This window comes from Paenibacillus jepli (assembly GCF_047238105.1).
Taxonomy (GTDB): Bacteria; Bacillota; Bacilli; order Paenibacillales; family Paenibacillaceae; genus Paenibacillus_D.
In genome coordinates, this window is sequence record NZ_JBDFMD010000001.1 from 6133672 (window position 1) to 6157948 (window position 24277).

The window sequence follows — 24277 nt, forward strand, 5'->3', positions numbered from 1 at the left end:
GCGTTGGAATACCTTGAACTGATATAATGGAACTTAAGCATAACCTTACAGTGCGGTTTTCCTTCGGGAAACTTTTGAGGAGGACGGAGCATGCACAATTTGACTATAAGCGGGCATAATGATCCTGTAGCTTTGAAAGAATGGTCCGTTGTCGTCCGGGCGCTTGCTGCGGGAGAGCAGATTATCCTGCTGCGCAAAGGCGGCATCATCGAGGAGACGCGGGATTTCCGGCTGCTTAGTCCGACGTTTTATCTCATGGAGACCTACGAACATCAGAAGGCGGAGCTGCTCAAGCCCGAAGCCAGACAGATGCTGGAGCAGACGCTGCTGGACTGGCAGCCGGGCGCCGAGCATATGCGCCTGTCACTGTATGGACAAGTCACGGAGGAGTTGGAGATCCGCGACCAGGAAGCACTGGATAAGCTGTATCCTTTTCATATCTGGACCGGAGAGTTGGCCGAGAAGCGACTGAAGTGGAAACGCAAGCAGCCTCTGCATTTGCTGTTTATCCGGGCATGGCGGCTGTCGGAGCCGGCTGAGGTGCCGGTAAGAGCGCCATATCTGGGCTGCAAGTCATGGGTAATGCTGGAGGATGGCGTGTCTGAATCTGCCCTCACGCCCGTGCTCTCGGAAGACGCGTACGCTTCTCGTTGCTTGCAGATCCGCCAAGCGTTGGAAGGATAGGGAGCGGCGTCCTCTGCTTTAGTTTGGAAGGAAGGTCTGCGGTTTTAGGCTGCGTTGATTGCTTTGTAACAGGAATTATTATAAGATAAGATTGAGAATCGTTGAGAATGCGCCTGCGGGCGATTAGAAAATTCGACATTAAGCGGAGGGAGCAATAATCATGTCCACGAAGTTTGTCATTAACGGGCTGAAGGCAACAATCGAAGATAAGGAGATCCTGAAGGGGATCGACCTGGAGATAAAAGGCGGCGAAATTCATGCCATCATGGGACCGAACGGAACAGGCAAAAGCACCCTTGCATCGGCATTGATGGGCCATCCCAAATATGAGGTAACCGGCGGCACGGCTGAGCTGAACGGTGAGGATCTGCTAGAGATGGAAGTCGATGAGCGCGCGCTGGCAGGGGTCTTCCTGGCCATGCAATATCCCAGTGAAATCTCCGGCGTGACCAACTCCGACTTTCTTCGCAGCGCCATCAATGCCCGCCGCGCGGAAGGCGACGAGATCTCGCTGATCAAGTTTATCCGCCAGATGGAAGCCAAGATGAAAGAGCTGGATATGAATCCGGAGTTCGCGCATCGTTATCTCAATGAAGGGTTCTCCGGCGGCGAGAAGAAGCGCAATGAGATCCTGCAAATGCTGCTCTTGGATCCGAAGATCGTCATTCTCGACGAGATCGATTCCGGTCTGGACATCGACGCCCTGAAGATCGTCGCTGCCGGCGTCAACAGCATGAGATCCGAAGAGCGCGGCTTCCTTATCATTACACACTATCAGCGGCTCTTGAACTATATTACGCCTGATTATGTCCACGTCATGATGCAAGGCCGCATCGTCAAGTCGGGCGGCCCTGAGCTGGCACAGCGCCTGGAGAATGAAGGGTACGACTGGGTCAAGGAAGAGCTTGGCATCGTCGACGAAACTGTCGGGCAAGCCTAAGCCGAACGAAAGGAGAAGAGCAAATCTATGAGTACACAACTATCGACTCCGATAAATCGCAGTTCGGCAGAGGCGTTGTCCCGCAGCAAGCAGGAGCCCGAGTGGCTGGCATCCCTGCGGGCGGAGGCGGCGGAGCTGGCAGAGACGCTGGCCTGGCCAAAGCCGGAGAAGACTCGGATTGAACGCTGGGCGCTGGGCGCTTTGGGTGAGTACAAGGCACCCCAGCCAATCGCGCAGGTGGAGGATCTGCCTGCTGACGTTCAGCCCTATGTGCCGCAGCAGGCAGGCGCCGATTTTATCGTGCAGCGCAACTCGGGCATCGTCTTCCGTCAGCTGTCGGATGAGCTCAAGGCGCAAGGCGTCATCTTTACCGACCTGGAGACGGCCGCTGCCGAGCACCCAGAGCTGGTGGAGCCGTATCTGTTCAGCGCCGTGAAGAAAGACGAGGACAAGCTGAATGCGCTGCACGCAGCGCTCTGGAACGGCGGCATCTTCCTGTACGTGCCGAAGAACGTCGAAGTCGAGCTGCCGGTGCAGGCGCTGTTCCTGACCGACGATCCAAAAGCGACCTTTGCGCCGCACATCCTGATCGTTGCCGAGACTAACAGCCGCGTTACTTATGTGGACCGGGTCATCTCCAGCAGCACTGGCGATGCCGTCCCTTCGATCCATCACGGAGCGGTGGAGGTTTTCGTCAAGGCGGGGGCGCTGGTTCAGTTTGCGTCCGTTCATCACATGCATCCTCAGGTGATTGATCTCTCGGTCCGCCGTGCGGTTGTCGATCGCGACGGCCGGATCGAGTGGATCATCGGCGATCTCAATGACGGCAATGTGCTGTCCGATACGACTTCTCGTCTGGATGGCGTAGGCTCGACCTCCGATGCCAAAGTGATCAGCATCGGCGCTTCCGATCAAAAGATGAGTCTGACAACGCGTGCCGTCCACTTCGGCAAGAATACCGACTCGCTTATGGTGACGCGTGCGGTGATGAAGGATCAGGCAACGGCGATTATTAACGGCATCACCAAGATCGAGAAGGGCGCGACCAAGGCGAATGGCGTGCAGACGGAAAAGGTGCTGATGCTCAGCCCCAAAGCGCGCGGCGACGCCAATCCGATCCTCCTCATCGACGAGGACGACGTCACGGCCGGACATGCCGCCAGTGTCGGTCAGGTGAATCCGGAGCAGATCCATTATCTGATGTCCCGCGGCATCTCCAAGGCACAGGCCGAGCGTCTCATCATCTACGGCTTCCTGGCGCCGGTGGTGTCGGAGATTGCGATCGAGGCTGTCCGTACCCAGCTTCGCGAATTGCTTGAAAGGAAGCTGCTGTCATGAATGCCCGTGAGCTGCGCGAGCAGTTTCCGATCCTGCAGCAGCAGGTGAACGGACATCCGCTTGTGTATCTGGACAATGCTGCGACCTCGCAGAAACCGCGGGCGGTGCTGGACGCGGTCAGCCGCTACTACGAATGGAACAATTCCAACGTACACCGCGGCGTTCACACCCTGGGCTCGCGGGCAACAGATGCTTATGAAGGCGCGCGCGAGCGGGTAGCGCGTTTCATTGGGGCATCCAGCACGCAAGAGATTATTTTTACGCGGGGGACGACGACGGCGCTTAATCTGGTGGCAGCCAGCTATGCCCGGGAAGTATGCGGCGAAGGCGACGAGATCGTCCTGACGCCGATGGAGCATCACAGCAACCTGATTCCCTGGCAGCAAGTGGCCAAGGTGACGGGCGCAGTGCTTCGATACATCCCTCTGCAGCCGGACGGCACCATGCTGCTGACGGATGTGGAAGCGACGATTACGGATCGCACCAAGGTCGTCTCGGTGATGTATGTCTCCAATGTACTGGGTGTGATCAATCCCGTGAAGGAGATCGCGGAGATCGCTCACCGCCATGGCGCGGTTATGGTCGTCGATGGCGCCCAGAGCACGCCGCACCTCAAGGTAGACGTGCGCGAGCTGGATTGCGATTTTTACGCGTTCTCGGGACACAAGATGTGCGGGCCGACCGGCATCGGCGTGTTGTACGGCAAGAAGCAGCTGCTGGAGCGGATGGAGCCTGTGGAGTTCGGCGGAGAGATGATCGACCATGTCGATCTCTATGATTCGACCTGGAAGGAGCTCCCCTGGAAGTTCGAGGGAGGCACGCCGATCATTGCCGGAGCAGTTGGTCTGGCGGCGGCCATCGACTTCCTGGAGGAGATCGGCATGGATGCCATCGACCGTCACGAGAAGGAGCTGGCAGCCTATGCGTTTGACCGGCTGAGCGCCACCCGGGGCATCAAGCTGTATGGACCGATCAGCGGTCGGGTGGGACTGATTACATTCAATCTGGATGACGTGCATCCGCATGATGTGGCGACGGTGCTGGATGCCGAAGGCATCGCCGTCCGGGCCGGACATCACTGCTGCCAGCCGCTGATGCGCTGGCTGGAGGTTACGGCTACCGCACGAGCCAGTTTTTATCTATACAATGACGAAGCGGACGTGGACGCCTTGGTGGACGGCTTACTAAAAACAAAGGAGTTCTTCGGTCATGCAATTGGATGATTTGTATCGCAGAGTCATAATGGACCATTACAAAAATCCGAGAAACCGTGGCGCTCTTGAAGAAGACGCAGTTACGGTCGATCTGAACAATCCGACCTGCGGCGACCGCATCTCGTTGCAGATGCAGCTGCAGGACGGGATCGTCAAGCAGGCGAAGTTCACCGGCGAAGGCTGCTCGATCTCGCTGTCCTCCGCGTCCATGATGACGGATGCCGTCAAAGGCAAGACACTGGAGGAAGCGCTGGCGATGGCAGACCAATTCTCCTCGCTCATGCAAGGCGAACCGGTAGAATTCGATTACGAGGAACTGGAGGCTCTCTCGGGCGTCAGCAAGTTCCCGGCACGCATCAAGTGCGCGACGCTGGCCTGGAATGCGCTGCGCAAGGGCATCGAGCAGGATCAGCAGAACGGATAAAATATAATAGGAGGTTGAGGATAATGGCGAAGAAAATGCCGGAAATGGAAGATTACAAATACGGTTTTCGCGATGAGCACAAGGCCATCTTCGAATCAGGCAAAGGTCTGACTCCCGAAATCGTGCGCACCATCTCCGAGATCAAAGGCGAACCGGAATGGATGTTGGATTTCCGTCTGAAATCGCTGGAGCAATTCTACAAGATGCCTACTCCCAAGTGGGGCGGCAACCTGGATGAGCTGAACTACGATGAGATCCAATATTACGTGCGCCCTTCGGAGAAGCAAGGCAAGACATGGGAAGAGGTGCCTTCGGAGATCAAAGAGACCTTCGACAAGCTGGGCATCCCGGAAGCGGAGCAGAAGTTCCTCGCGGGCGTCTCGGCGCAGTACGAATCCGAGGTTGTCTATCACAGCATGCAGGAGGATCTGGAGAAGCAAGGCGTTATCTTCACCGATACGGATACGGCGCTGCGTGAGCATCCCGAGATCTTCAGAAAGTTCTTCGGCACGGTGATTCCGCCAACCGACAATAAGTTCGCCGCGCTGAACAGTGCCGTCTGGTCCGGCGGCAGCTTCATCTACGTGCCTCCGGGGGTCAAGTGCGAAGTGCCGCTGCAAGCCTACTTCCGCATCAACTCGGAGAACATGGGCCAGTTCGAGCGCACGCTGATCATCGCTGACGAAGGCAGTTCAGTACACTATGTCGAGGGCTGTACGGCTCCGGTCTACAGCACCAACTCGCTGCACAGCGCCGTCGTCGAGATCCTCTGCCTGAAGAACTCCAGCGTCCGTTACACGACGATCCAGAACTGGGCGCCGAATATCTACAACCTGGTGACCAAGCGTGCCGTGGCGGAAGAGAACGCCACGATGGACTGGGTCGACGGCAATATCGGCTCCAAGCTGACGATGAAGTACCCGGCAGTCGTCCTCAAGGGCCGCGGCGCCAAGGGCATGGTGCTCTCGATCGCGGTAGCGGGCAAGGGCCAGCACCAGGATGCGGGCGCGAAGATGACGCATCTGGCTCCGGATACGACTTCGACGATCGTCTCCAAGTCGATCAGCAAGCACGGCGGCAAGGTCACGTACCGCGGCCTGACCTCCTTCGGACGCAACTCCGAGGGCTCCAAGGCCAACGTCAAGTGCGATACGCTGATCCTGGATAATGAGTCGACTTCGGACACGATCCCGTACAACGAGATTCTGAACGACAACATTACGCTGGAGCACGAAGCAACGGTGTCGAAGGTATCTGAGGATCAGCTGTTCTACCTGATGAGCCGCGGCTTGTCGGAGGACGAGGCGACCCAGATGATCGTCATGGGCTTCATCGAGCCGTTTACCAAAGAGCTGCCGATGGAATATGCCGTTGAGATGAATCGATTGATCAAATTCGAGATGGAGGGCTCCATTGGTTAACGGCTCTTCGTACGTTTGGTAAAGTGTAGAAATCCGCAGAGCTTCTCTGCGGATTTTTGTCTTTCCAGTATGTTTGTCGCATGCATAATTCTCTGCTATTGGCTTATCCTAACCAGGCAGGATCAGTTCAGTGCAGGAGGAGCGTCAATGATCAACAAGAAACGTTTATATCCACGGCGGCGCGCGGCGCTGCTGGCGGTCTGCTGCGCGCTGCTGGCTGCACAGCTAGGCGGGTGCGGCGCAGGAGCTCGGCAGACAGAGCCGCAGGAGCAGGGTACGACAGAGATGCGTCTGCTGGCGCAAGGTCAGTCCGCCGTCGAGATTTTCCAGCTGGATGGCCTGGATTATGTCGATATCGGCCAGATGGCGCAGCAGATTGGTTTTAAAACCATCTGGTCTGAGGATCGAAGAGAATATCTGATCGGCGATCATGATATTATCTGGCGGTTCGCTCCCGACTCGCGCAAGGCGAACAAGGAGGAACAGGATACCGAGATGGAAGCACCCGCCCGCAAACGGGAGAACAGCTTGGCGATTCCTGTAGCTTCGCTCCAGCCATTGTTCGGAGACGAAGCCGTGTTTGCCGCCCAAGAAGAGGACATCATCATTTTCCCTTCGCCGGATTACAAGGATCCGGAGGCGGAAGGCGGGGAGAGCTTCGCAGACGACCCCCAGGACCCTTCTAAAGAGCCTGAGCCGGTACAGGAGCAAGAAGAGGGCGGAGAACAGCAGGCGGGTCAGACAGGGCGTCAGGACCGTGAGGTGCTTAAGGCGCTGGTAACTAACGGTGGGGAAATCGTCCAGGAAGCGAAGAGGTACGACGGGGTGCCCTATCTTTTCGGAGCGTCCCCTTACAGTTCCTCCAAGCGCTTTGACTGTTCTTCTTTTACCCGGTATATCTATGCCAAATTCGGACATTCGCTCGCGCGGACCGCACGTGCGCAAGCTCAAAAGGGGACGTATGTGCCCAGATCGGCCTTACGCGTAGGGGATCTGATGTACTTTTACGTGCCGGGCAGGTTCAAGAGCAACAAAAAAGTCGGGCATGTCGGCATCTACATGGGCAATCAGAAAATGATTCACTCCAGTCCGCTGCCGGAAGACGGCGTCCAGGTAACGGATATTAACAAAGCCTACTGGAAGCAGACCTTCTTGTATGCCAAGAGGCTGGCAGATTAATCACGCCAAGCAGCGGGTCCCGCAAGGGGCCCGCTGCTTGTTTGCATGACTATCTACATACGGATATGTACGATTGCATCCTCCGGGTGAAGCGACAGATCCAGGAAACCTTCCTCAAGCTGGATTAATGGCCGGAAGTAATCGTTGGCATTGGTCATGACAATGATGCCGGTACGGCCCGACATCAGTTCGACCTGTTTGCCGATAAAGTTCGGAATCATATGTCCGATAAAGCAGTGAACGGCATGGGGATCAAGCTGGCCGAAGCTCAGCAGATGAAGCTCGCGCAGCACATACAGAAGATCACGGCTTTGCTGGTAGACGCGGGAAGAGATCATGGCGCTATAGACATCCGCTATGGCAACGATGCGGGAGATCGGCGTAATCTCTTCCCTCTCCAGGCTGCCGGGATATCCGCTGCCATCCATCCGTTCGTGATGCTGCAGCGCTGGGATGGCGAGCTGTTCATCCTCGAAGGATTGCCGGATAATCTCGTAGCCGTATAAAGGATGTTTTTTGATCTCAGCGAATTCTTCAGCAGTCAATTTGCCGGGTTTATTCAAGATAGCGTTTTCAATACGGCACTTTCCAATGTCATGCAGGAAGCCCGCTTTGCCTGCGATGGAAGCTTCAGACTCGTCCATGCCCATCCAGTTGGCCAAGTAGTAGGACAACATGCCGACCTGAACGGAATGCTGGTACGTGTAGTCGTCTTTGGTATTAAGCTGGAGCAGCATGGAGACGACGTCGCGGTGCTGCTGTACTGTCTCGGCTAAGGGTTGGAAGGTAGCGTCGACTGCTTGGGGATCGATCCGCCCCTCGAGACGCGCTTCCGCGAATAACGCCTCGCACTGGATGACCGCATCCCGATACACTTGTTTGACGTCCGTCTCTTGCGTGTCCCCGTCAGAGGAAGAGGAAGTGAGGGTCTCTCGTTGTACGATGTCGACATAATCGATCCTGTGTTGAAATAGCTTTGATATTTCTTGCGCGTGAAGCAATGTGCCTTGGGATAGGACATTCAGACCATAAGGGTTAAAAATGTCGTTGCTGAGGCGATCGCCTTCAAGCAATTCTGTAACGTGCACCTTCATATGACACCTCATTTACGTCATTTGTCCTATTTTAACAAGTAGCGTGTCATATGGCAATATTAGGGACTGAAAAAACGACATCTTTCTAAATCTTTCGACCTAATTATCGGCCGACCAACGGGTTCCAAGGTCCTTGCTGATGCCCCTTCCATTCTGATCCATCCTCCCAGATCTCCTTCTTCCAGACGGGTACGATCTGTTTGAGCCGCTCGATCGCATACCGACTCGCCTCATAACACGTCTCGCGATGGGGCGCCGAGACGGCAATCACGACGCTAATCTCGCCGACGGGGACGCTGCCGATCCGGTGCGCGATGGCGCATAGCGCACCGGGCCAGCGCTGATCAATCTCCTCGCCGATCTGACGCATCGATCGCAGAGCCATCGGCACGTATGCCTGGTACTCCAGCAGGACTGTCCGCTGGCCCGCAGTCCACTCCCTCGTCGTGCCGATAAAGCTCAGGGTAGCGCCGTGGCCGGGAACGATGACCTGTGCTTCGGTCTGCTGTGGAGCGAGCGGCAGCGACGAGATCAGGTAACGGCCTTCTGACTCGTGGACCATCTCTGCGGCCTGTTCGGTATCCTCGCCTCCCGATACGGGCGGAAGAAGCGCCAATTCGTCTTGATGACTAGTCACGTCGGCATCGGATGCATAGTCCTGGTTGCGAGCCAGGAAGCTGGCGCCGATCGCATCAGCATGCTCAGGGTACCTGCTGCTGAGGAGCGTTTTGAGCTCGCTGGCCGTCAGCTCCGGGCGCTCTGCCGCCAACTGCAGAAAGGGCTCGCCGAATCGTTCTGATAGGCCGGCGAACAACTGTATAGTAAATGTGTATTTCATGACAGAATACCTCGCATTATGAATATTGTGAATCAGAACTAGCATACCATAACGCTCCGAAAAATGTTATGCTAGGGCAGTGGAATGAAGAAAGGAGTGCAGGCGATGAGTGGATTGATTGACCGGTTCGGCCGCGTTCACAATTACTTGCGTATTTCCGTCACCGATCGCTGCAATTTGCGCTGCTTGTACTGCATGCCTGAGGAAGGTGTGGCGTTCGCCGATTCTTCGACTTTGCTGACCTATGACCAGATCGTCGAGGTGGTGGAGGCAGGCAGCAAGCTTGGCATTACCCGCTTGCGTATTACGGGCGGTGAAGCGCTGGTACGTCCCGGGCTCGCAGATCTGATCGGCAGATTGTCAGCCATCCCCGGGATTGAAGATATTGCATTGACAACCAACGGCTTGCTGCTGGCGCCGCATGCCGAGGCTCTCAAGACTGCGGGCTTGACGAGGGTGAATATCAGTCTGGATACATTGGAGCCGTCGCGCTTCAGGATGATTGCCAGACGCGGCGAGCTTGCCAAAGTGATGCAGGGCATCGAGGCGGCAGCGGCTGCAGGCTTTACCCCGATCAAGCTGAACTGCGTCCTTCTGAGGGGCATCAACGAGGATGAGATCGCGGCTTTCCTCAGGCTGGCTTTCGAACAGCCGCTGCATGTCAGATTTATTGAATATATGCCGATCGGTCATGCCGACGAGAATTGGAAAAAACACTATCTCCCCTTGTCCCGCGTCCAGGAGATTGCTGCGGAGCAGGGCTATGTTGTCGAGCCGGGAGAGGCGGTCAGCGGCAATGGCCCCTCCGAGAACTGGAAGCTGCTCGGCGGGGCCGGATCCTTCGGCCTGATCCATCCGATCAGCGACCAGTTCTGCAGCCAGTGCAATCGGCTTAGACTGACCGCCGACGGCTTTATCAAGCCTTGTCTGTATTGGATGGATGAGCTTGACGTGCGTCCGGCGCTTGGGGACCGCACGCGCATGCTGGAGCTCTACAGCCGCGCGATGGATCTCAAGCCCGAGAGTCATGAGATGGCGGCCAAGCTGGCAGATGAAGAGCAGAGTCATGAGCCGACGAGCCGGCGCATGTCTCAGATCGGCGGTTGATTAGCAGAGGAGGATGAGGAGAATGACGATAGATGTTTGGCGTATACACATCGAGCACGATGGGCTGGAGCCCCAGTCTGTAACTGTAGAAGAGCTTCGGTCGCTTGGCGGGGAAGTGTTCCCGATCAGCGAGCGGGTAGCCGGCGCATCCGGTCTGGCCGTCGACTTCCGCAGCTGGTATATACAATGGCGCAGCCTCATGGACCCGTCAGGGACGGCACCAGAACCGATGACGCTGAAGGTGCGGGCCAAGGATACATTTGCCGCGCAGATTCCGTGGACGCAGCTTGAAGGCGCCGCCTTCGGAATTGCGGATAATGACGGAGGACCGCTCAGCCGCGGCGGGCCTGTGCGGCTATACGTGCCTGCAGGTACGAGCGACTGCCTGCATGTCAAGCAGCTCGTCGCCCTTCAGTTTGACCAGGCCGCTTTGCCGGCTGGCGAAGCCGCCTACGGCTTCAAAAACGTCTTTGCCCCGGAGGAGCTGCGCAAGGGATAGAAGGAGGTCAGTATGGAATTCACAGCGGCGGCTACAAGACAAGTGGTCTTGCTTCACAGTAACGATATCCATAGCCGCTTGGAGCAAGCGGCCCGCATCTCCTCCCTGATCACCGAAGAGCGCCGCAGCTGCGGCTCAGAGCGGGTGCTGGTGCTCGATATCGGCGACCATATGGACCGGATGAGGCTCGAGACCGAAGGAAGCGACGGTCTGGTCAATATCGAGCTGCTCAATGAAGCTGGATACGATGCGGTTACGTTAGGCAATAATGAAGGACTCACCTACGGGAAGCAGCAGCTCGAAGAAGCCTACAGACGGCATGCGCGATTTCCGGCTTTATGCGCCAATCTGGCAGCGCGCGAGCAGAGCGAGCTTCCGGAGTGGCTGCTGCCCCGGCTTGTTCTTGCCAAAAACGGCATTCGGTTTGGATTGATCGGCGTTACTGCGCCTTTCAGTGAATTTTACTCCCTGCTGGGATGGGAAGCGCGCGACCCGTTCGAAGCGATCCGCAGCGAGGTCGGCCTGCTGCGGAGGGCGGTGGATGTCATTGTCGTGCTGTCGCATCTGGGCCTCGCTTCAGACGAGCGGATCGCCCGCGAGATCGTGGGCGTAGACCTCATCCTGGGCGGCCATACCCATCATCTGCTGGAAGAGCCGCTCGTCATCGGGAGCACGACCATCTGCGCCGCGGGCAAGTTCGGCGAATATCTGGGGAGGGTAGAGGTCGAGCTGGATCCGCTCACGCGACGTCCGAGCTTCCGGGCCAGCTGCATCCCCGTGGCTGCGGCTCCCGAGGATCCCGAGGCTGCGCATATCATTCGCAGCTTCCGTCAGCGGGGCGAACGCAGGCTCAGCATGCAGGTCGCTAGACTTCCCATCCCGCTGCCCGCCAGCAGCGATCGCGAGACGCCGCTTCCCAATCTGCTGGCTGCCGGCTTGCGGCGCTGGACTGGCGCCGAGATTGGCCTTGTGAACAACGGGCAGCTGCTGGGAGGGTTGGCCGAAGGCGCAGTCAGTCAAGGACAGCTCCATGCTCTTTGTCCGTCACCTATCAACCCGTGCCGGCTTCTTCTGCGCGGCGCGCATATTCGCCAGGCGCTGGAGGAAGCGCTGCTGCCGGGATTTACGGGCATGGCGATCCGCGGCTTTGGTTTCCGCGGCCTCGTGCTCGGCACATTGGCTGTCGACGGTGCGCACATTCGATATGACGCCTCGGCTCCCGAGTACGCCAAGCTGATCTCCGTAACCGTAGGAGGCGAGCCTCTGCAGGATGAGCGCCTGTACAGCGTGGGCACCATCGACATGTTCACTTTCGGGATCGGCTACCTGAGCCTGCGCGAGAGCGAGGAGTCAGCGTTTTACTTGCCGGAGTTCATCCGGGATGTATTGGCCGGCGAACTGGATGATGAGGCAGCTGTCGAAGCCAGTCTGCTGCCCCGATGGCAGGCTGCACACCGTTCACTCTAATGCTGCGCGGGCGATGGAAGTGGCCTGCGTATGGCTTACATTAACATTACGGGACGGTATTGCCGATAATCAAAGTGACGACAAAAGACGACGGGCAGGGATCGATAATTATGCGTTTGGTGCCCATTACCATGTGCCAGCCTGGCATGAAATTGGCCAAAAAAATTTTCTCAGAGGACGGGCTAGTCCTGCTGGGGCAGCATGTCGAATTAACCCAGCATCTGATCGCTAGGCTGCAGCAGTGCGGCGTAGCATTCGTATATATAGAAGACGCGATGACGGAAGACCTGGTAATCCCCGAGATGATCAGCGACGAAACAAGGTTGCGGGCGCTTAGCGAGATCCGTACCGGCTTTCGCGAGCTGACCAATCATTCCAGGCGAACCAAAGGCAGCCGTACGCCTTATATCGCGAAGCAGTTCCGCAGTGTCATGTCGATGGTGCTCGACGAGATCAGCGACCACGAAGGCGCCATGATCATGCTTATGAATATGGGATTGGTCGATCACTATTTATTCCAGCATTCACTGAACGTCTGCATCTATACGACGTTGCTGGGCATGTCGGATGGTCTCGGCCACGAAGAGCTGATCACACTGGGGATGGGAGCGCTGCTGCACGACATCGGCAAGACGCAGATCGCGACCGACGTACTGATGAAGCCGGGGCGACTGACCGCCGAAGAGTTCGAGGAGATGCAGAAGCACACCGAGCGGGGGTTTTTGCTGCTCAAGGATGAACCCAATATCCCGCTGATCGTGGCCCATTGCGCCTACCAGCACCACGAGCGGCTTGACGGCAGCGGCTACCCGAGAGGAATCCGGGGAAAAGAGATCCACGATTATGCGAAATGGATCGGCCTGGTCGACTCGTATGATGCGATGACGACCAACCGCGTATATCGCTCTCCGATGCTTCCTCACCAAGCGATCGAAGGTTTGTATGCAGGGACAGGGACATTATACGAACAGCGGATGGTCAGGACGTTCCGCGACAAAATCGTCATCTATCCGGTGGGCGTCACAGTTACGCTCAATACGGGAGTGAGCGGTGTCGTCGCCGGTTATAATCCGTTGTGTCCTCACCGGCCAATCATCCGTGTGCTCTACGATGACGCCGGTGAGCCCGTCGCCCAACCGTATGAGATCGATATGACGCGGCAGTTGTCTGTCATGGTGACGAGCGTCAACGAACAGCGGGTGGTTCTCCCTACAGCAGCGGAAGGTACTGCAGGCTGATACACTATGCTTGCATACGGCTTCATCCATAACTTCAAGAGTCAGGTGCTGATAAATAATGCAAGTGATGACTAACGGAAGCCATAAGCTTCCTGATATATCTCCCTCCTGGGACCCTTGGGATCCGATCCTTTCGCTTCGCGAGCACGGCAAGCATGTGCTCACAAGCGTTGAGATGACGATGTCCAATCTGTGCAATATGCGCTGCGAGCATTGTGCAGTTGGCGATACGCTCGTCTGGAAAGAGCCGCATAAGCTGCCCCTTGACGATATGCTGCGGCGGCTCGATGAAGTCGAGCATCTGCAGACGATCTCGATCACCGGGGGCGAACCGACCTTCTCCGAAAAAACGGTTAGAGAGTATATCGTCCCCTTGCTGCGTTATGCACAGGAGCGGGGCGTCCGCTCCCAGATCAACTCCAATCTCACCCTCGATTTGGCGAGATATGAACAAATTGCTCCTTTTTTGGACGTGATGCACATATCCTTTAATTATACCGGAGTGGACGACTTCCACGAAATCGGCTTTGCCAGATCTCCGCACCCTGTTGCGCAGGCGACCGCAGCCAAAATGTATGAGCGGATGATCGACAATGCACAGCAGCTCAGCCGAGGCGGACTGTTCGTGTCTGCCGAATCGATGATCAATTACCGTACGCACGAGAAGATCGACGAGATCCATCGGCTGATCACCCAGATGGGCTGCCGCCGCCATGAAGTGCATCCGATGTATCCGAGCGCATTTGCCGAAGGTCTGCCGGTCATTTCAAGAGAGCAGATGATGGCGGCCATTGAGCGCTTGCTAGGTAGCCGCGATCCGGACGTGTGGCTGCTGTTTGGCACGCTGCCCTTCTACGCATGTAGCGATGAACCAGCGGAGCGTGAGCTGCTGCACAAGCTCCAGCGTTCACCGGCGGTGACCGTGCGCAACGATCCGGACGGCCGCAACCGGCTCAACGTCAATCTGTTTACCGGCGACGTCTTTGTCACTGATTTTTCAGATATCGCATCCTTTGGCAATATTGAAGGTGACAGACTGGACGATCTGTTCAGGCGTTGGTGCGACAGCAGATTGGCCCAGAGTGTGGATTGCCGCTGCTTGGCGGCGGGCTGCTGCGGACCGAATCTGCTGGTGAAGGACATGTACTACCAGGAAGTCGATTTCACGATCAGGAAGGCCGTAGCCCCGGTATAATCGTTCTCCGGAGGGGAAGTGTATCGGATGTCCCTGCGTGCGCTTGTTATGGTGGTCGTCGGGCTGATCCTGTTGTATCTGCTGTTTACAGCGGGGGCGCCTTTTATGCTGGCTTTGGTGGTCGCCATATTCCTGGACCCGTTCATCGAACGGTTTGTCCGGCTGGGCCGGATGAACCGGGTCGGCGCGGGGGTTTTGGCCAGCTCATTGTTTACTGTCATGCTTCTCGGGACGATTCTCGTCTTAGGGGCCAAGGTGATCGCTGAGCTTGTTGCGTTCTGGGAGCGGGTACCGGAGTATGCCAGCGATGCCAGCCGCTACGCCCAAGAGGCATTCAGCCAATTGCAAACCTATTATTCCGGCCTTTCGCCGGAGACGACAGCCCAACTGGAGCGTTGGCTGTCAAGCTTCTCCTCCTCGGTGACCGGCATGGTCAGCACAATCTCCGTCTCCTTCGTCAATTTTGCCGCCGGCATCCCGGGCCTGTTTATCTTCTTCATCGTCTTTCTGGTTGCAGTTTACCTCTTCAGCTTCAGTCTTCCTGCGTTAAAAGCTGCTTTTCTCTCGTTTTTTGACGACAACTCGCGCGAGCAGGTCGATGCCGTTCTGCAAAATCTGCGCCGCTCGATTTTCGGCTTTTTGCGGGCTCAGCTGGCTCTCAGTGTCATGACGTATCTGATCTCGCTTGTAGGCTTGCTCATCCTCGGCGTCAAGTATCCGCTGGCGATTGCGCTGTTGATCGTGCTGGTCGATATCCTGCCGATCCTGGGTACAGGCTCCGTGCTCATGCCCTGGGCCGCGTACCTTATCGCGACAGGCCAATCCTCGACCGGGATGGGGCTTATCGTCTTGTTCCTCGTCATTACCGTCATCCGCCGGATTATCGAACCCAAAGTGCTTGGCGACGCTGTGGGCATCTCTGCCTTGGCGGCGCTCATCAGTCTGTACGTCGGCTTCAAGCTGGTAGGTATCGTCGGCGTTTTCCTCGGTCCGCTGGTCGTCATCATTTATATGGCGGCCCGGAAGGCAGGTCTCTTCCAGGTGAAGATAAAGCTATAAACAGTCAAGAACAACCGTTAGAAAGCCTGCCTGCACGGGTAAGTACTCCCAAAGAGGCAATCCCGGTGGACGGGATCGTTCTTAGACGAGGAGGGATAGGCATGGCTATATACGCGGTGAACAGCTGGTCTTTCGAACGCCAACTTGGCCCCCTGCGGATGGTAAGTTGGAACAGCGACAAGCGAGAACACGAATTGACGATTGAATCCCATCCGGAGAAAATGACGCTGCCGGAGTTTATCATCCGTCTGGGCGAGGCCGGATACGAGGCGCTGGAGTTGTCGTACGCCCAATTCCAGGACAGCTCGCCGTCTTACCTGGAGGAGCTGCGGATCGTCGCCGAACGCTCCGGCGTAAGACTGGCTTCACTCCTTATCGATGATGGGGACCTCTCTGCCACAGATGAACACCGCCGCAGGATCGAGGCGGCCTGGTACAGCAAGTGGATCGATGTTGCGGCGTCGGCGGGCTTTGAGCGCGTCCGCATCAGTGCCGGCCAAGGGGAGAGCGGGGACAGAGAAGCGCTGCGGCGGGCTGCTGCGGGTTTCAAGATGCTAGCCGATTATGCGAAGCCCAAAGGGGTGCGGGTCGTAACCGAGAATCTTGGCTCCCTTCTCTCGGATGCGAAGAGCTGCTTGACGCTTCTGGAGCTGTGCGAAGGAAAGATCGGTTTTACAGGAGACTTCGGTAACTTCAAGACGGACAAATACCGTCAGCTGGCAGAAGTCATGCCGCATGCGGAGACCGTCCATGCCAAAGCGGATGTGAGAGCGAACGGCGGGCTTGATCTGGAGGACTTCAGGCGCTGTGTGGAGATTAGCACGGACAGCGGCTTTTCGGGTCCTTATTCGCTGACTTACCTTGAGGAAGCCGATGTGTGGGAACGGCTCGAAGAGATGAGACAAGCGGCGGACCGGATACTTACATCGGCGGGCGGCATGCAGACGCGATAAAAACTTAGGAGCGATAGGAGAGGATGAGGATGTCACATTTGACTTCGGTTCAGCTCCAGCAGTTGCGGACACAGCTGCGGGAAGAGCAGGAAGAGCTGCAATCGCATCTGAACGAGGCGGCAGAGGGCCAGGAGGAGCAAGCCGGCGAGCTGTCCTCGTATGACAATCACCCCGGCGATCTGGGGACGGAAACATTTGAGAAGGCTCGCGATATGGCAATCGACGACTCCTTGTCGGAGCGTCTGGGCGAGATCGAAGCGGCGCTTGCCAGGATGGAAGATGGCACCTATGGACACTGTGAGATCAGTGGAGAACCGATCCCGTTCGAGCGGCTGGAGGCGGTGCCATATACGACCCGCACGGTGGAGCATGCGGAAGATCCGCCCCTCTCCGAGGAGCGCCCGGTGGAGGAGGACGTCATGACACGCCCGCCCGCCGGAGCGGGCGGGCGCCGACAGACGGGCAGCGGCAAGTTCGACGATGCGGATGCCTGGCAGACGCTGGAGAACTACGGCAATGCCGATTGAACGCTTACAGGCAGCGACAAATAACGGCAAGTCACCGGCGCTATGCGGTGACTTGCCGTTTTGCCCTGTAAACCGTCAATAATACGGGGAGATCAGCAGATAGACCAGCACGCCGGTACCGCTGACATAGAGCCAGATGGGCATCGTCCAGCGGGCGATCCGCCGATGCTGCTCGACTTTCATCGTGAGCCCCTTGAAGACAGTGATCAAAGCCAGCGGCACGTTGAGGATGGCAAGCAGGATATGGGTGATCAGGATGAACAGATAAATCCCGCGCATCAAAGAGCTGCCACCGAAAGTAGCGGGTTCCGACAAAAAGTGATAGGTAACGTAGCAGATCAGAAAAAAGAATGTCGTTACAAAGGCGGCGAACACGAGGTTCCGGTGCAGCTTGATATTTTTCTTCTTCACGGCAATCAGCGATAACACTAGAAAGGAAAACGTGAAAACGTTGAAAATCGCATTCATTAACGGAAGAATCGTAATATCAAAGCCGACATCGCCATCATATTGCGGCATGAAGAACAGCGCCGCGATTACTCCGATCAATACAATTGAAAAAATATAAATCGCTACGGTGTAGTTGCGTGATTTGCCCACTGTGTCCAGAGCCTCCATTCGATCTTTTCACTTAATAGAATAGACGATATGGGACACGGAACACAACAGCGTATTGTTACAGCTTCTTGACAGCTTGGGATGGGCTAGAAAATCTTCTGCTCCTCCCGGTCGGCCTTGATCATCTCTACCGCTTCCTTGAACCGCATGGCATGCACCACTTCGCGCTCGCGCAAAAACTTCAGGCTGTCCTGCAGATCCACGTCATCGGTCAAATCGATCAGCCATTGGTACGTTGCCCGGGCTTTTTCCTCGGCGGCGATATCCTCGTACAGATCGGCAAGCGGATCGCCTTTGGCCTGGATATAAGCAGCCGTCCACGGCACACCTGCAGCGTTGTTGTAAAACAAGGCGCTGTCGTGACTTACATAATGGGGTCCGAGACCGGCAGCCTCGAGCTCCTGCGGCGTAGCATCCTTGGTGAGCTTATAGATCATGGTGGCGATCATCTCCAGATGCGCGAACTCCTCGGTGCCGATATCGGTAAGAAGACCGATCACTTTGTCCGGGATTGTATAACGTTGATTAAGATAGCGCAGGGCTGCGGCGAGCTCGCCGTCGGCACCGCCGTACTGTTCGGCCAGCAGCTTCGCCATGCGTACGTCGCATTTGCCGACTCTGACCGGGTATTGCAGTTTTTTATCGTAGATCCACATCTCTCAAGCCTCCTCACACTTGCCACGGCCATGGACTTTGCGCCCATTGCCAAGGGAACTTGCTGTAACTGTGTCCGTATTGGAGCAGCGGTCCGTAACGGAGCTCGAAGGAGTGGGCGCACTGCTGCCGCTGCTGGGCCAGCTGATTGAACTGGGTCAGCGCCTGCATATCCTTCGGATGCGTGTCGAGATACAAGGTCAGCTCCACAAGGGCAAAATCGAGCTGCTGCAGCTCCAATAGACTGCTGTAATACTGTTCATCCAATGTGGCGTTCACTACGGATTCCCCCTCGGATATCTGGGCTGGTAGGGACTGTACAAGGCGGGCCACAGCGTGCCTGCCCGGAGGGCTTCGGCCAGCGGAAACTGCGGCAGGTTCATCGGCTGGAAAGCGATGAACTGATTGGGCGGCACGACATACGTCTTGACGCCGATCGGCGGACACGGGTCATAGGGGCCGCGGAACGGGTGATACTCTCGAATCTGATTATTCATGGTTGTACCTCCTTCTCCATCTGGTTAGGGGAAGATTGCCTGCCGGTCACCCCATGGCTCGCTGCTTTTTGCAGCTTGACCGCTTCAATGCCGCGTGCGGACATGGTACAATAGTCTGGCTTGAGGAGATGGCGCTGAATCTAAGATCGAAGGACGGTGAAGCGTGTGAGAAAATGGTCGGCTGTTCTGTTGGTTGTTGCCGGCATTCTGGTCATCACCCGGCTGCTGCCGTTTTCGTCGTTCTTCCGCATGCTGGATACGATGGTTCACGAGTTCGGCCATGCCGCTGCCACGCTTCTTTTGTCGGGACATGTAGAAAGGATCGAGCTCAACAGCGACCACAGCGGAGTCACCTACTCGGCGTTGTCCACGAGGTGGCGGATGATCCTGGCATCCCTTGCCGGTTATCCTGCGGCTTCGTTGTTCAGCGTCCTGCTGATGTACCTGTTCCACAAACGTAAGCAGGCAGTTGGACTTATGATCCTGACAGTGATGGCGGCTGTCATGCTGCTGTTTTTTGTCCGTTCGGGGTATGGTGTGTGGTGGTTGTCGGGCTTTGGGGTGTTGAACATTGTTATATTATTCCTGGGACCAAAGGTGCAGAACTTTTATTATCTTTTTTTGGCTGTCCTGGCGTTGACCGAGTCGCTGGTGTCTACGCTCTTCCTGCTGCTTGCAGCGCTGATCGAGCCAGCCACGGCGGGGGACGCAGCCAATCTGCAGCGGCTGACGGGGCTGCCGGCAGTCCTATGGGCCGGCCTGTTCGCAGCTGTCGCTTTATGGTGTGTGAGGGCGGGACTGCAGCTGCTCGTCCAAGAGCGTCATGCCCGGACGCCCGCACGTATACAAGGTTGAGCGGAAGGGAAAGGACAAGATTAGAACACAAGAAATTATTGTAATGCTAAGCATGGCTGTTGGAGGCTGATGAAAAGATGAACACGCGTAATATCGCTACACTTTCTCTGCTAGTCATGGGTGTCGGATTTGCCGTGATGCTGTTTTTGCCGGACAATCTTGCCGTGGAACTCCTCAAGGGAGGCTTCGAGGCGGGACTCGTCGGCGGGATCGCCGACTGGTTCGCGGTTACCGCGCTGTTCCACCACCCGCTGCAGATCCCGATTCCCCACACGGCTTTGCTCATCAAAAACCGGGTCCGGATCATCCAATCCCTGATCTCGGCATTGGAGAACGAACTGCTGAATAAACAAAGTATCCAGGAGAAGCTGCGGGCGTTCAAATTGATGGAGGTGCTCTCGGGCGCTGTGCTTCGCCAGCTTAGACGGCCTGCGTTCCGCCGCGCCGTCCTGCGCTCGGCGCAGGGGGCGCTGGCGGAGCTGCCGCTGGCGAAAGCCGTGCAGCCGATTCAAGCCGCCGTGGGCAATTATGCCCGCCAGGCAGACATTGGGGGGACGGCACAGCATCTGCTTACCCGGATGATGGAGCGGGGATACGACGAGAAGGCACTGGATTACGTCCTGCAGGAAGCGATCGAATGGGCGCGTAAGCCTTCTACGCAGGAGATGCTGGGCAGACGAGTCAGCGAGAAGCTGTCGGAAGTGCAGATGGGCGGATTGATGGGCTTCGCCATTCAGGCCTTCTCCGGCTTTATGAGCGAGGAGAAGCTGGGACCGCTGTTGCAGAACATGCTGCTCGAAGAGCTGCGCAAGCTGCGGGAGGCGGACAATGAGTCGCGGGCGGCCTTGCTGCGGGAGCTGCGGATCAGAATGCTGCTGCTTGCAGACAATGAGAAGCTGATCCACCAGCTTCAGAGTACGGCGGATGAATATTTGCAGAGCGAAGCATTTGCGGCATTTATCCTGGCCCGTCTGGAGGAGCTCCGAGTGGCGCTGGCTGCCAGGCTGGCAGCCGAAGAAGCGAGTGGAGGCGGAATCCTGCTGCGCAGCTACATCTCTCTCGTCCGCTACCTTGCCAGACGGCCGGAGCTGCCGAAGAGCTGGGAGGACCGGGTCATCGGGTACGTGATCGACCTGGTCGAGACGCATCATTACCGGATCGGCATATTGGTCAGGGAGAATCTGGAGAAGCTGGATAACAAAACGCTGGTAGCGATGATCGAGCAGAAAGTGGGCAAGGATCTGCAGTGGATCAGGGTTAATGGCGCATTGTGCGGCTTCGTAGTCGGTGTTGTGCTGACGGTTCTGCAGCTTGCCCTAGGTCGGTAAAGCCTCCGTGATCAGGCGAATCCAACAGGCAGGCGGGCCGTATAAGGTAAACGGCTGACAGCCGCCTGTTTTTTGTTTATAATTGGGTTGGACACACGGGGCCAAACCGGTTTTGCGTCCCGCTTCGTAAAATGTGCTGAATTTGTCACATTTTCAATTGAATTGACGATTGAATTTTCATTTTCCCGGATTCATGTTTTTCTTCTGGCGCCAAAAAGGGTATTATTAATATTAGTGCTTATTAATAGATGCCTGACTATGAATATAACAGAGGATGGAGAGATTTACGTATGACAACACGTGATACGAAGGCAGGCCCCTGGGCGTCCTACTTCGGTCCGAACCTGGGTTATGTGTATGAGCAGTATGAGCTTTTCTCGGACAATCCAGAAGCGGTAGACGCTGCTACCCGGGCGTTTTTTGAAGAGTGGGGAGCTCCGCCTGCAGGCCTGGAGACGGCTCCCGCACCGCAAGCAGCGGCTGCGCCGGTCCAGCAGGATCAGATGGCTCTGCTCAAAGACGTGGTGGCTGCTGACAAACTGATGTGGAACATTCGTACGCATGGTCATCTGGCAGCTGATACGGATCCGCTGAACCTCCGGGTTCCTTCGGACACCCGCTTGCTGGAGCCCGAGACATACAGTTTGAGCCCGGAGAGACTCAAGGCAATCCCGGCTTCGCTGATCTGGGAGAATGCCGGGGATGACGTGGTGACAGCGTGGGATGCGATCCAGAAGGTTACCAAGCTCTATACGAGTGCAGTCGCCTATGAATTCAGTCATGTTTACGTTGAAGAAGAGCGCAAGTGGCTTAATGAGCAGGTTGAAACGAATATGGAGCTGTTTACCTTGTCTTCTCAGGAGCGTATCGAGCTACTGAAAAGGCTGATTCAGGTTGAGCAGTTCGAGCAATTCCTGCACCGGACGTTCGTTGGGCAGAAGCGATTCTCGATTGAAGGACTTGATGCGCTTGTGCCGATGCTGGATGGTATCGTCAATCGGTTTGCGGACGAGGGCGCAGAGCATATCCTCATGGGTATGGCGCACCGGGGCCGTCTCAATGTGCTGGCTCATGTGCTGGGCAAGCCTTACAGCAAGATTTTCTCCGAGTTCCATCACGCGCCCAACAAGGATCTGATCCCTTCCGAAGGCTCGATCGGCATCAATTACGGCTGGACCGGCGATGTCAAATATCATCTTGGCGCCTACCGCTCTGTCCAGGAGAGCGGCAAGACCCGGATCAGGCTGGCCAACAACCCGAGCCATCTCGAGTATGTCGATCCAGTCGTCGAAGGCTTCACCCGTGCGGCTCAGGAAGACCGCAGCAAACGGGGGTTCCCGGAGTTGGAGTTCGCCAAGGCTGTGGCGATTCTGATCCACGGCGACGCAGCCTTCCCTGGCGAAGGCGTCGTTGCCGAGACGTTGAACTTTAACAAACTGACGGGTTACCGCAACGGCGGGACGATTCACTTCATCGCCAATAACCGACTGGGCTTCACGACGGACAACAAGGACGCCAGATCTACTCATTATTCCAGCGACCTTGCCAAGGGCTATGAGATCCCGATCGTCCATGTCAATGCCGACAACCCGGAAGCCTGCATCGCTGCCGTGCGGCTTGCTGCGGAGTATCGGATCCGGTTCAAGAAGGATTTCCTGATCGATCTCGTCGGCTATCGCAGATATGGGCACAATGAGTCGGATGATCCCGATGTGACTCAGCCGCTTATGTATGACAAGGTGCGCAAGCACCTGACGGCGGGCGCCCTCTATGCCAAGCAGCTGGAGGAATCGGGAGTAGTCACCGAGGAGCAGGTTGCGGCGATGCGTCAGGAGAGCTGGGACACGCTGCAGGCGGCATATGACCTGATCAAGCGGGAGGACAGTGCGGATAACGACCAGCACATCAGCGAACCGGTTCGTGCGCACGATGAGCCTGTAGTTACAGCGGTTTCCCTGAAGCTGCTGCAGACGATCAACAAAGAGCTGCTTGATTTCCCAAAAGACTTCAATGTATATCCGAAGCTGAAACGGATCCTGGAGCGGAGAGCAGATGCGCTGGAGGAGGGCGGCAAGGTGGACTGGGCACTCGCTGAGACCCTGGCGTTTGCGACGATTCTCTCGGACGGCAAACCGATCCGGCTGAGCGGCCAGGATGTGCAGCGTGCGACATTTGCGCATCGCCATCTTGTGCTGACCGACTCCAAGACAGGAGCGACTTACTCGCCGCTGCACAGGCTCCCGCAGGCCAACGCTTCATTCGCCATCCATAACAGCCCGCTCTCTGAAGTGTCTGTATTGGGCTTTGAATATGGCTACAATGTGTTCTCACCGGAGACTTTTGTACTGTGGGAAGCGCAATACGGCGACTTCGTCAATTGCGCTCAAGTCATCATCGATCAGTTTATCTCCGCCGGACGTGTCAAGTGGGGACAAAAATCGAGCCTGGTGATGCTGCTTCCTCACGGCTACGAGGGCCAAGGACCGGAGCATTCCAGTGCCCGGCTGGAGCGCTTCCTGCAGAACTCTGCAGAGGGCAACTGGACTGTCGCCAATCTGACCAGCGCTGCCCAGTATTTCCACCTGCTCCGCCTGCAAGCGGGGTTGGCGGAGACGGTGCACGCCAAACCGTTGATTATCATGGCGCCTAAGAGTCTGATCCGCAACCCGCGGGTTGCTTCACCTGGTCAAGAGCTGACCGAAGGCACCTTCAAGCCAGTGCTGGAACCGGCACCGGCAGTTCCCAAGCAGACGGAACGACTCATCCTCTGCTCCGGCAAAGTCGCGATCGATCTCGACGAAGCGCTGTCTGCGGAGAAGAATCGGGACTGGGTGCATGTCGCCCGGGTAGAGCGTCTGTACCCGTTCCCGGAAGAGGAGGTCAAAGCGATCGTCGGCAGTCTGCCGAAGCTCAAGGAGATCGTTTGGCTGCAGGAAGAACCCAAAAATATGGGCAGCTGGACTTATATGGAACCCAAGCTGCGCACGCTCGCGTCAGAAGGCATCACCGTCCGCTACATCGGCCGTCCTGAGCGTTCCAGTACGGCGAGCGGCTATCAGACGGTGCATGCCTTCGAACAGAACCGGCTGATCTCGCAGGCTGTGACTCCGGTCGAGCAATTAAGCAAAGTGAAATCCTAGCCGGCGGG

Annotated in this window: 24 protein-coding genes; 18 read left to right on the forward strand and 6 right to left on the reverse strand. The window is 56.8% G+C overall.

Going from position 1 to position 24277, the window contains the following annotated elements:
- Nucleotides 1-90: 90 nt before the first annotated feature.
- The 7 genes from ABC336_RS25930 to ABC336_RS25960 all read left to right on the forward strand — a co-directional run bounded on the left by ABC336_RS25930 (nucleotide 91) and on the right by ABC336_RS25960 (nucleotide 7200).
- The gene (locus ABC336_RS25930; protein WP_413241407.1) at nucleotides 91-684 is read left to right on the forward strand and encodes a DUF1802 family protein; all 594 of its coding nucleotides are present in this window, start codon (nucleotides 91-93) and stop codon (nucleotides 682-684) included.
- A 160-nt stretch (nucleotides 685-844) separates the two neighbouring features.
- Nucleotides 845-1624, forward strand: coding sequence for a Fe-S cluster assembly ATPase SufC (gene sufC / locus ABC336_RS25935; RefSeq protein WP_413241408.1), 780 nt, complete (start codon nucleotides 845-847; stop codon nucleotides 1622-1624).
- A gap of 27 nt (nucleotides 1625-1651) precedes the next feature.
- On the forward strand, nucleotides 1652-2962 hold the full coding sequence (gene sufD / locus ABC336_RS25940; protein WP_413241409.1) for a Fe-S cluster assembly protein SufD: 1311 nt from the start codon (nucleotides 1652-1654) through the stop codon (nucleotides 2960-2962).
- The gene (locus ABC336_RS25945; RefSeq protein WP_413241410.1) at nucleotides 2959-4185 is read left to right on the forward strand and encodes a cysteine desulfurase; all 1227 of its coding nucleotides are present in this window, start codon (nucleotides 2959-2961) and stop codon (nucleotides 4183-4185) included. Before sufD ends, ABC336_RS25945 begins: the two co-directional genes overlap by 4 nt.
- Nucleotides 4172-4600 (forward strand): Fe-S cluster assembly sulfur transfer protein SufU, encoded by a 429-nt coding sequence (sufU, locus tag ABC336_RS25950; RefSeq protein WP_413241411.1) that lies wholly within the window; start codon nucleotides 4172-4174, stop codon nucleotides 4598-4600. Before ABC336_RS25945 ends, sufU begins: the two co-directional genes overlap by 14 nt.
- A 23-nt stretch (nucleotides 4601-4623) precedes the next feature.
- Complete coding sequence (sufB, locus tag ABC336_RS25955) at nucleotides 4624-6021, forward strand: Fe-S cluster assembly protein SufB (protein ID WP_413241412.1); 1398 nt, start codon at nucleotides 4624-4626, stop codon at nucleotides 6019-6021.
- A gap of 147 nt (nucleotides 6022-6168) precedes the next feature.
- On the forward strand, nucleotides 6169-7200 hold the full coding sequence (locus tag ABC336_RS25960) for a C40 family peptidase (RefSeq protein WP_413241413.1): 1032 nt from the start codon (nucleotides 6169-6171) through the stop codon (nucleotides 7198-7200).
- 53 nt (nucleotides 7201-7253) lie between these two features.
- Here the strand turns inward: ABC336_RS25960 and ABC336_RS25965 are convergent, their stop codons facing one another.
- The gene (locus tag ABC336_RS25965) at nucleotides 7254-8294 is read right to left on the reverse strand and encodes an HD-GYP domain-containing protein (RefSeq protein WP_413241414.1); all 1041 of its coding nucleotides are present in this window, start codon (nucleotides 8292-8294) and stop codon (nucleotides 7254-7256) included.
- A gap of 103 nt (nucleotides 8295-8397) precedes the next feature.
- A complete protein-coding gene (locus ABC336_RS25970) occupies nucleotides 8398-9132 on the reverse strand; it encodes a molybdenum cofactor biosynthesis protein (protein WP_413241415.1) in 735 nt (244 codons plus the stop codon).
- A gap of 105 nt (nucleotides 9133-9237) precedes the next feature.
- Here ABC336_RS25970 and moaA point away from each other — a divergent pair, with 105 nt between their 5' ends.
- The 8 genes from moaA to ABC336_RS26010 all read left to right on the forward strand — a co-directional run bounded on the left by moaA (nucleotide 9238) and on the right by ABC336_RS26010 (nucleotide 17177).
- On the forward strand, nucleotides 9238-10239 hold the full coding sequence (gene moaA, locus ABC336_RS25975) for a GTP 3',8-cyclase MoaA (RefSeq protein WP_413241416.1): 1002 nt from the start codon (nucleotides 9238-9240) through the stop codon (nucleotides 10237-10239).
- 22 nt (nucleotides 10240-10261) lie between these two features.
- Nucleotides 10262-10738 (forward strand): hypothetical protein, encoded by a 477-nt coding sequence (locus tag ABC336_RS25980; RefSeq protein WP_413241417.1) that lies wholly within the window; start codon nucleotides 10262-10264, stop codon nucleotides 10736-10738.
- A 12-nt stretch (nucleotides 10739-10750) separates the two neighbouring features.
- Nucleotides 10751-12205, forward strand: a complete 1455-nt coding sequence (locus tag ABC336_RS25985) for a bifunctional metallophosphatase/5'-nucleotidase (RefSeq protein WP_413241418.1) — start codon at nucleotides 10751-10753, stop codon at nucleotides 12203-12205.
- A gap of 110 nt (nucleotides 12206-12315) precedes the next feature.
- The gene (locus tag ABC336_RS25990) at nucleotides 12316-13443 is read left to right on the forward strand and encodes an HD-GYP domain-containing protein (RefSeq protein WP_413241419.1); all 1128 of its coding nucleotides are present in this window, start codon (nucleotides 12316-12318) and stop codon (nucleotides 13441-13443) included.
- A gap of 58 nt (nucleotides 13444-13501) precedes the next feature.
- The gene (yfkAB, locus tag ABC336_RS25995) at nucleotides 13502-14638 is read left to right on the forward strand and encodes a radical SAM/CxCxxxxC motif protein YfkAB (protein WP_413241420.1); all 1137 of its coding nucleotides are present in this window, start codon (nucleotides 13502-13504) and stop codon (nucleotides 14636-14638) included.
- A gap of 27 nt (nucleotides 14639-14665) precedes the next feature.
- The gene (gene ytvI / locus ABC336_RS26000; protein WP_413241421.1) at nucleotides 14666-15697 is read left to right on the forward strand and encodes a sporulation integral membrane protein YtvI; all 1032 of its coding nucleotides are present in this window, start codon (nucleotides 14666-14668) and stop codon (nucleotides 15695-15697) included.
- 101 nt (nucleotides 15698-15798) lie between these two features.
- On the forward strand, nucleotides 15799-16650 hold the full coding sequence (locus ABC336_RS26005; RefSeq protein WP_413241422.1) for a sugar phosphate isomerase/epimerase family protein: 852 nt from the start codon (nucleotides 15799-15801) through the stop codon (nucleotides 16648-16650).
- 29 nt (nucleotides 16651-16679) lie between these two features.
- Nucleotides 16680-17177 (forward strand): TraR/DksA C4-type zinc finger protein, encoded by a 498-nt coding sequence (locus ABC336_RS26010; protein WP_413241423.1) that lies wholly within the window; start codon nucleotides 16680-16682, stop codon nucleotides 17175-17177.
- Nucleotides 17178-17252: 75 nt separating this feature from the next.
- On the opposite strand, the gene ABC336_RS26015 is transcribed toward ABC336_RS26010, so the two are convergent.
- The 4 genes from ABC336_RS26015 to ABC336_RS26030 all read right to left on the reverse strand — a co-directional run bounded on the left by ABC336_RS26015 (nucleotide 17253) and on the right by ABC336_RS26030 (nucleotide 18946).
- Nucleotides 17253-17795 carry a DUF420 domain-containing protein gene (locus tag ABC336_RS26015; protein ID WP_413241424.1) on the reverse strand — a complete coding sequence of 181 codons (543 nt, stop codon included), beginning with the start codon at nucleotides 17793-17795 and terminating at the stop codon, nucleotides 17253-17255.
- A gap of 86 nt (nucleotides 17796-17881) precedes the next feature.
- On the reverse strand, nucleotides 17882-18451 hold the full coding sequence (locus ABC336_RS26020) for a manganese catalase family protein (RefSeq protein ID WP_413241425.1): 570 nt from the start codon (nucleotides 18449-18451) through the stop codon (nucleotides 17882-17884).
- 13 nt (nucleotides 18452-18464) lie between these two features.
- Nucleotides 18465-18728 (reverse strand): spore coat protein CotJB, encoded by a 264-nt coding sequence (locus ABC336_RS26025; RefSeq protein WP_413241426.1) that lies wholly within the window; start codon nucleotides 18726-18728, stop codon nucleotides 18465-18467.
- A complete protein-coding gene (locus ABC336_RS26030) occupies nucleotides 18728-18946 on the reverse strand; it encodes a spore coat associated protein CotJA (protein ID WP_413241427.1) in 219 nt (72 codons plus the stop codon). The genes ABC336_RS26025 and ABC336_RS26030 overlap by 1 nt, the downstream gene beginning before the upstream one ends.
- Nucleotides 18947-19111: 165 nt before the next feature.
- Between ABC336_RS26030 and ABC336_RS26035 the strand changes: the two genes are divergently transcribed.
- The 3 genes from ABC336_RS26035 to ABC336_RS26045 all read left to right on the forward strand — a co-directional run bounded on the left by ABC336_RS26035 (nucleotide 19112) and on the right by ABC336_RS26045 (nucleotide 24269).
- On the forward strand, nucleotides 19112-19801 hold the full coding sequence (locus ABC336_RS26035) for a M50 family metallopeptidase (RefSeq protein ID WP_413241428.1): 690 nt from the start codon (nucleotides 19112-19114) through the stop codon (nucleotides 19799-19801).
- 77 nt (nucleotides 19802-19878) lie between these two features.
- Nucleotides 19879-21129: a DUF445 domain-containing protein gene (locus ABC336_RS26040; RefSeq protein WP_413241429.1), complete on the forward strand. Its 1251-nt coding sequence runs from the start codon at nucleotides 19879-19881 to the stop codon at nucleotides 21127-21129.
- A gap of 290 nt (nucleotides 21130-21419) precedes the next feature.
- A complete protein-coding gene (locus ABC336_RS26045; RefSeq protein WP_413241430.1) occupies nucleotides 21420-24269 on the forward strand; it encodes a 2-oxoglutarate dehydrogenase E1 component in 2850 nt (949 codons plus the stop codon).
- Nucleotides 24270-24277: the final 8 nt, after the last annotated feature.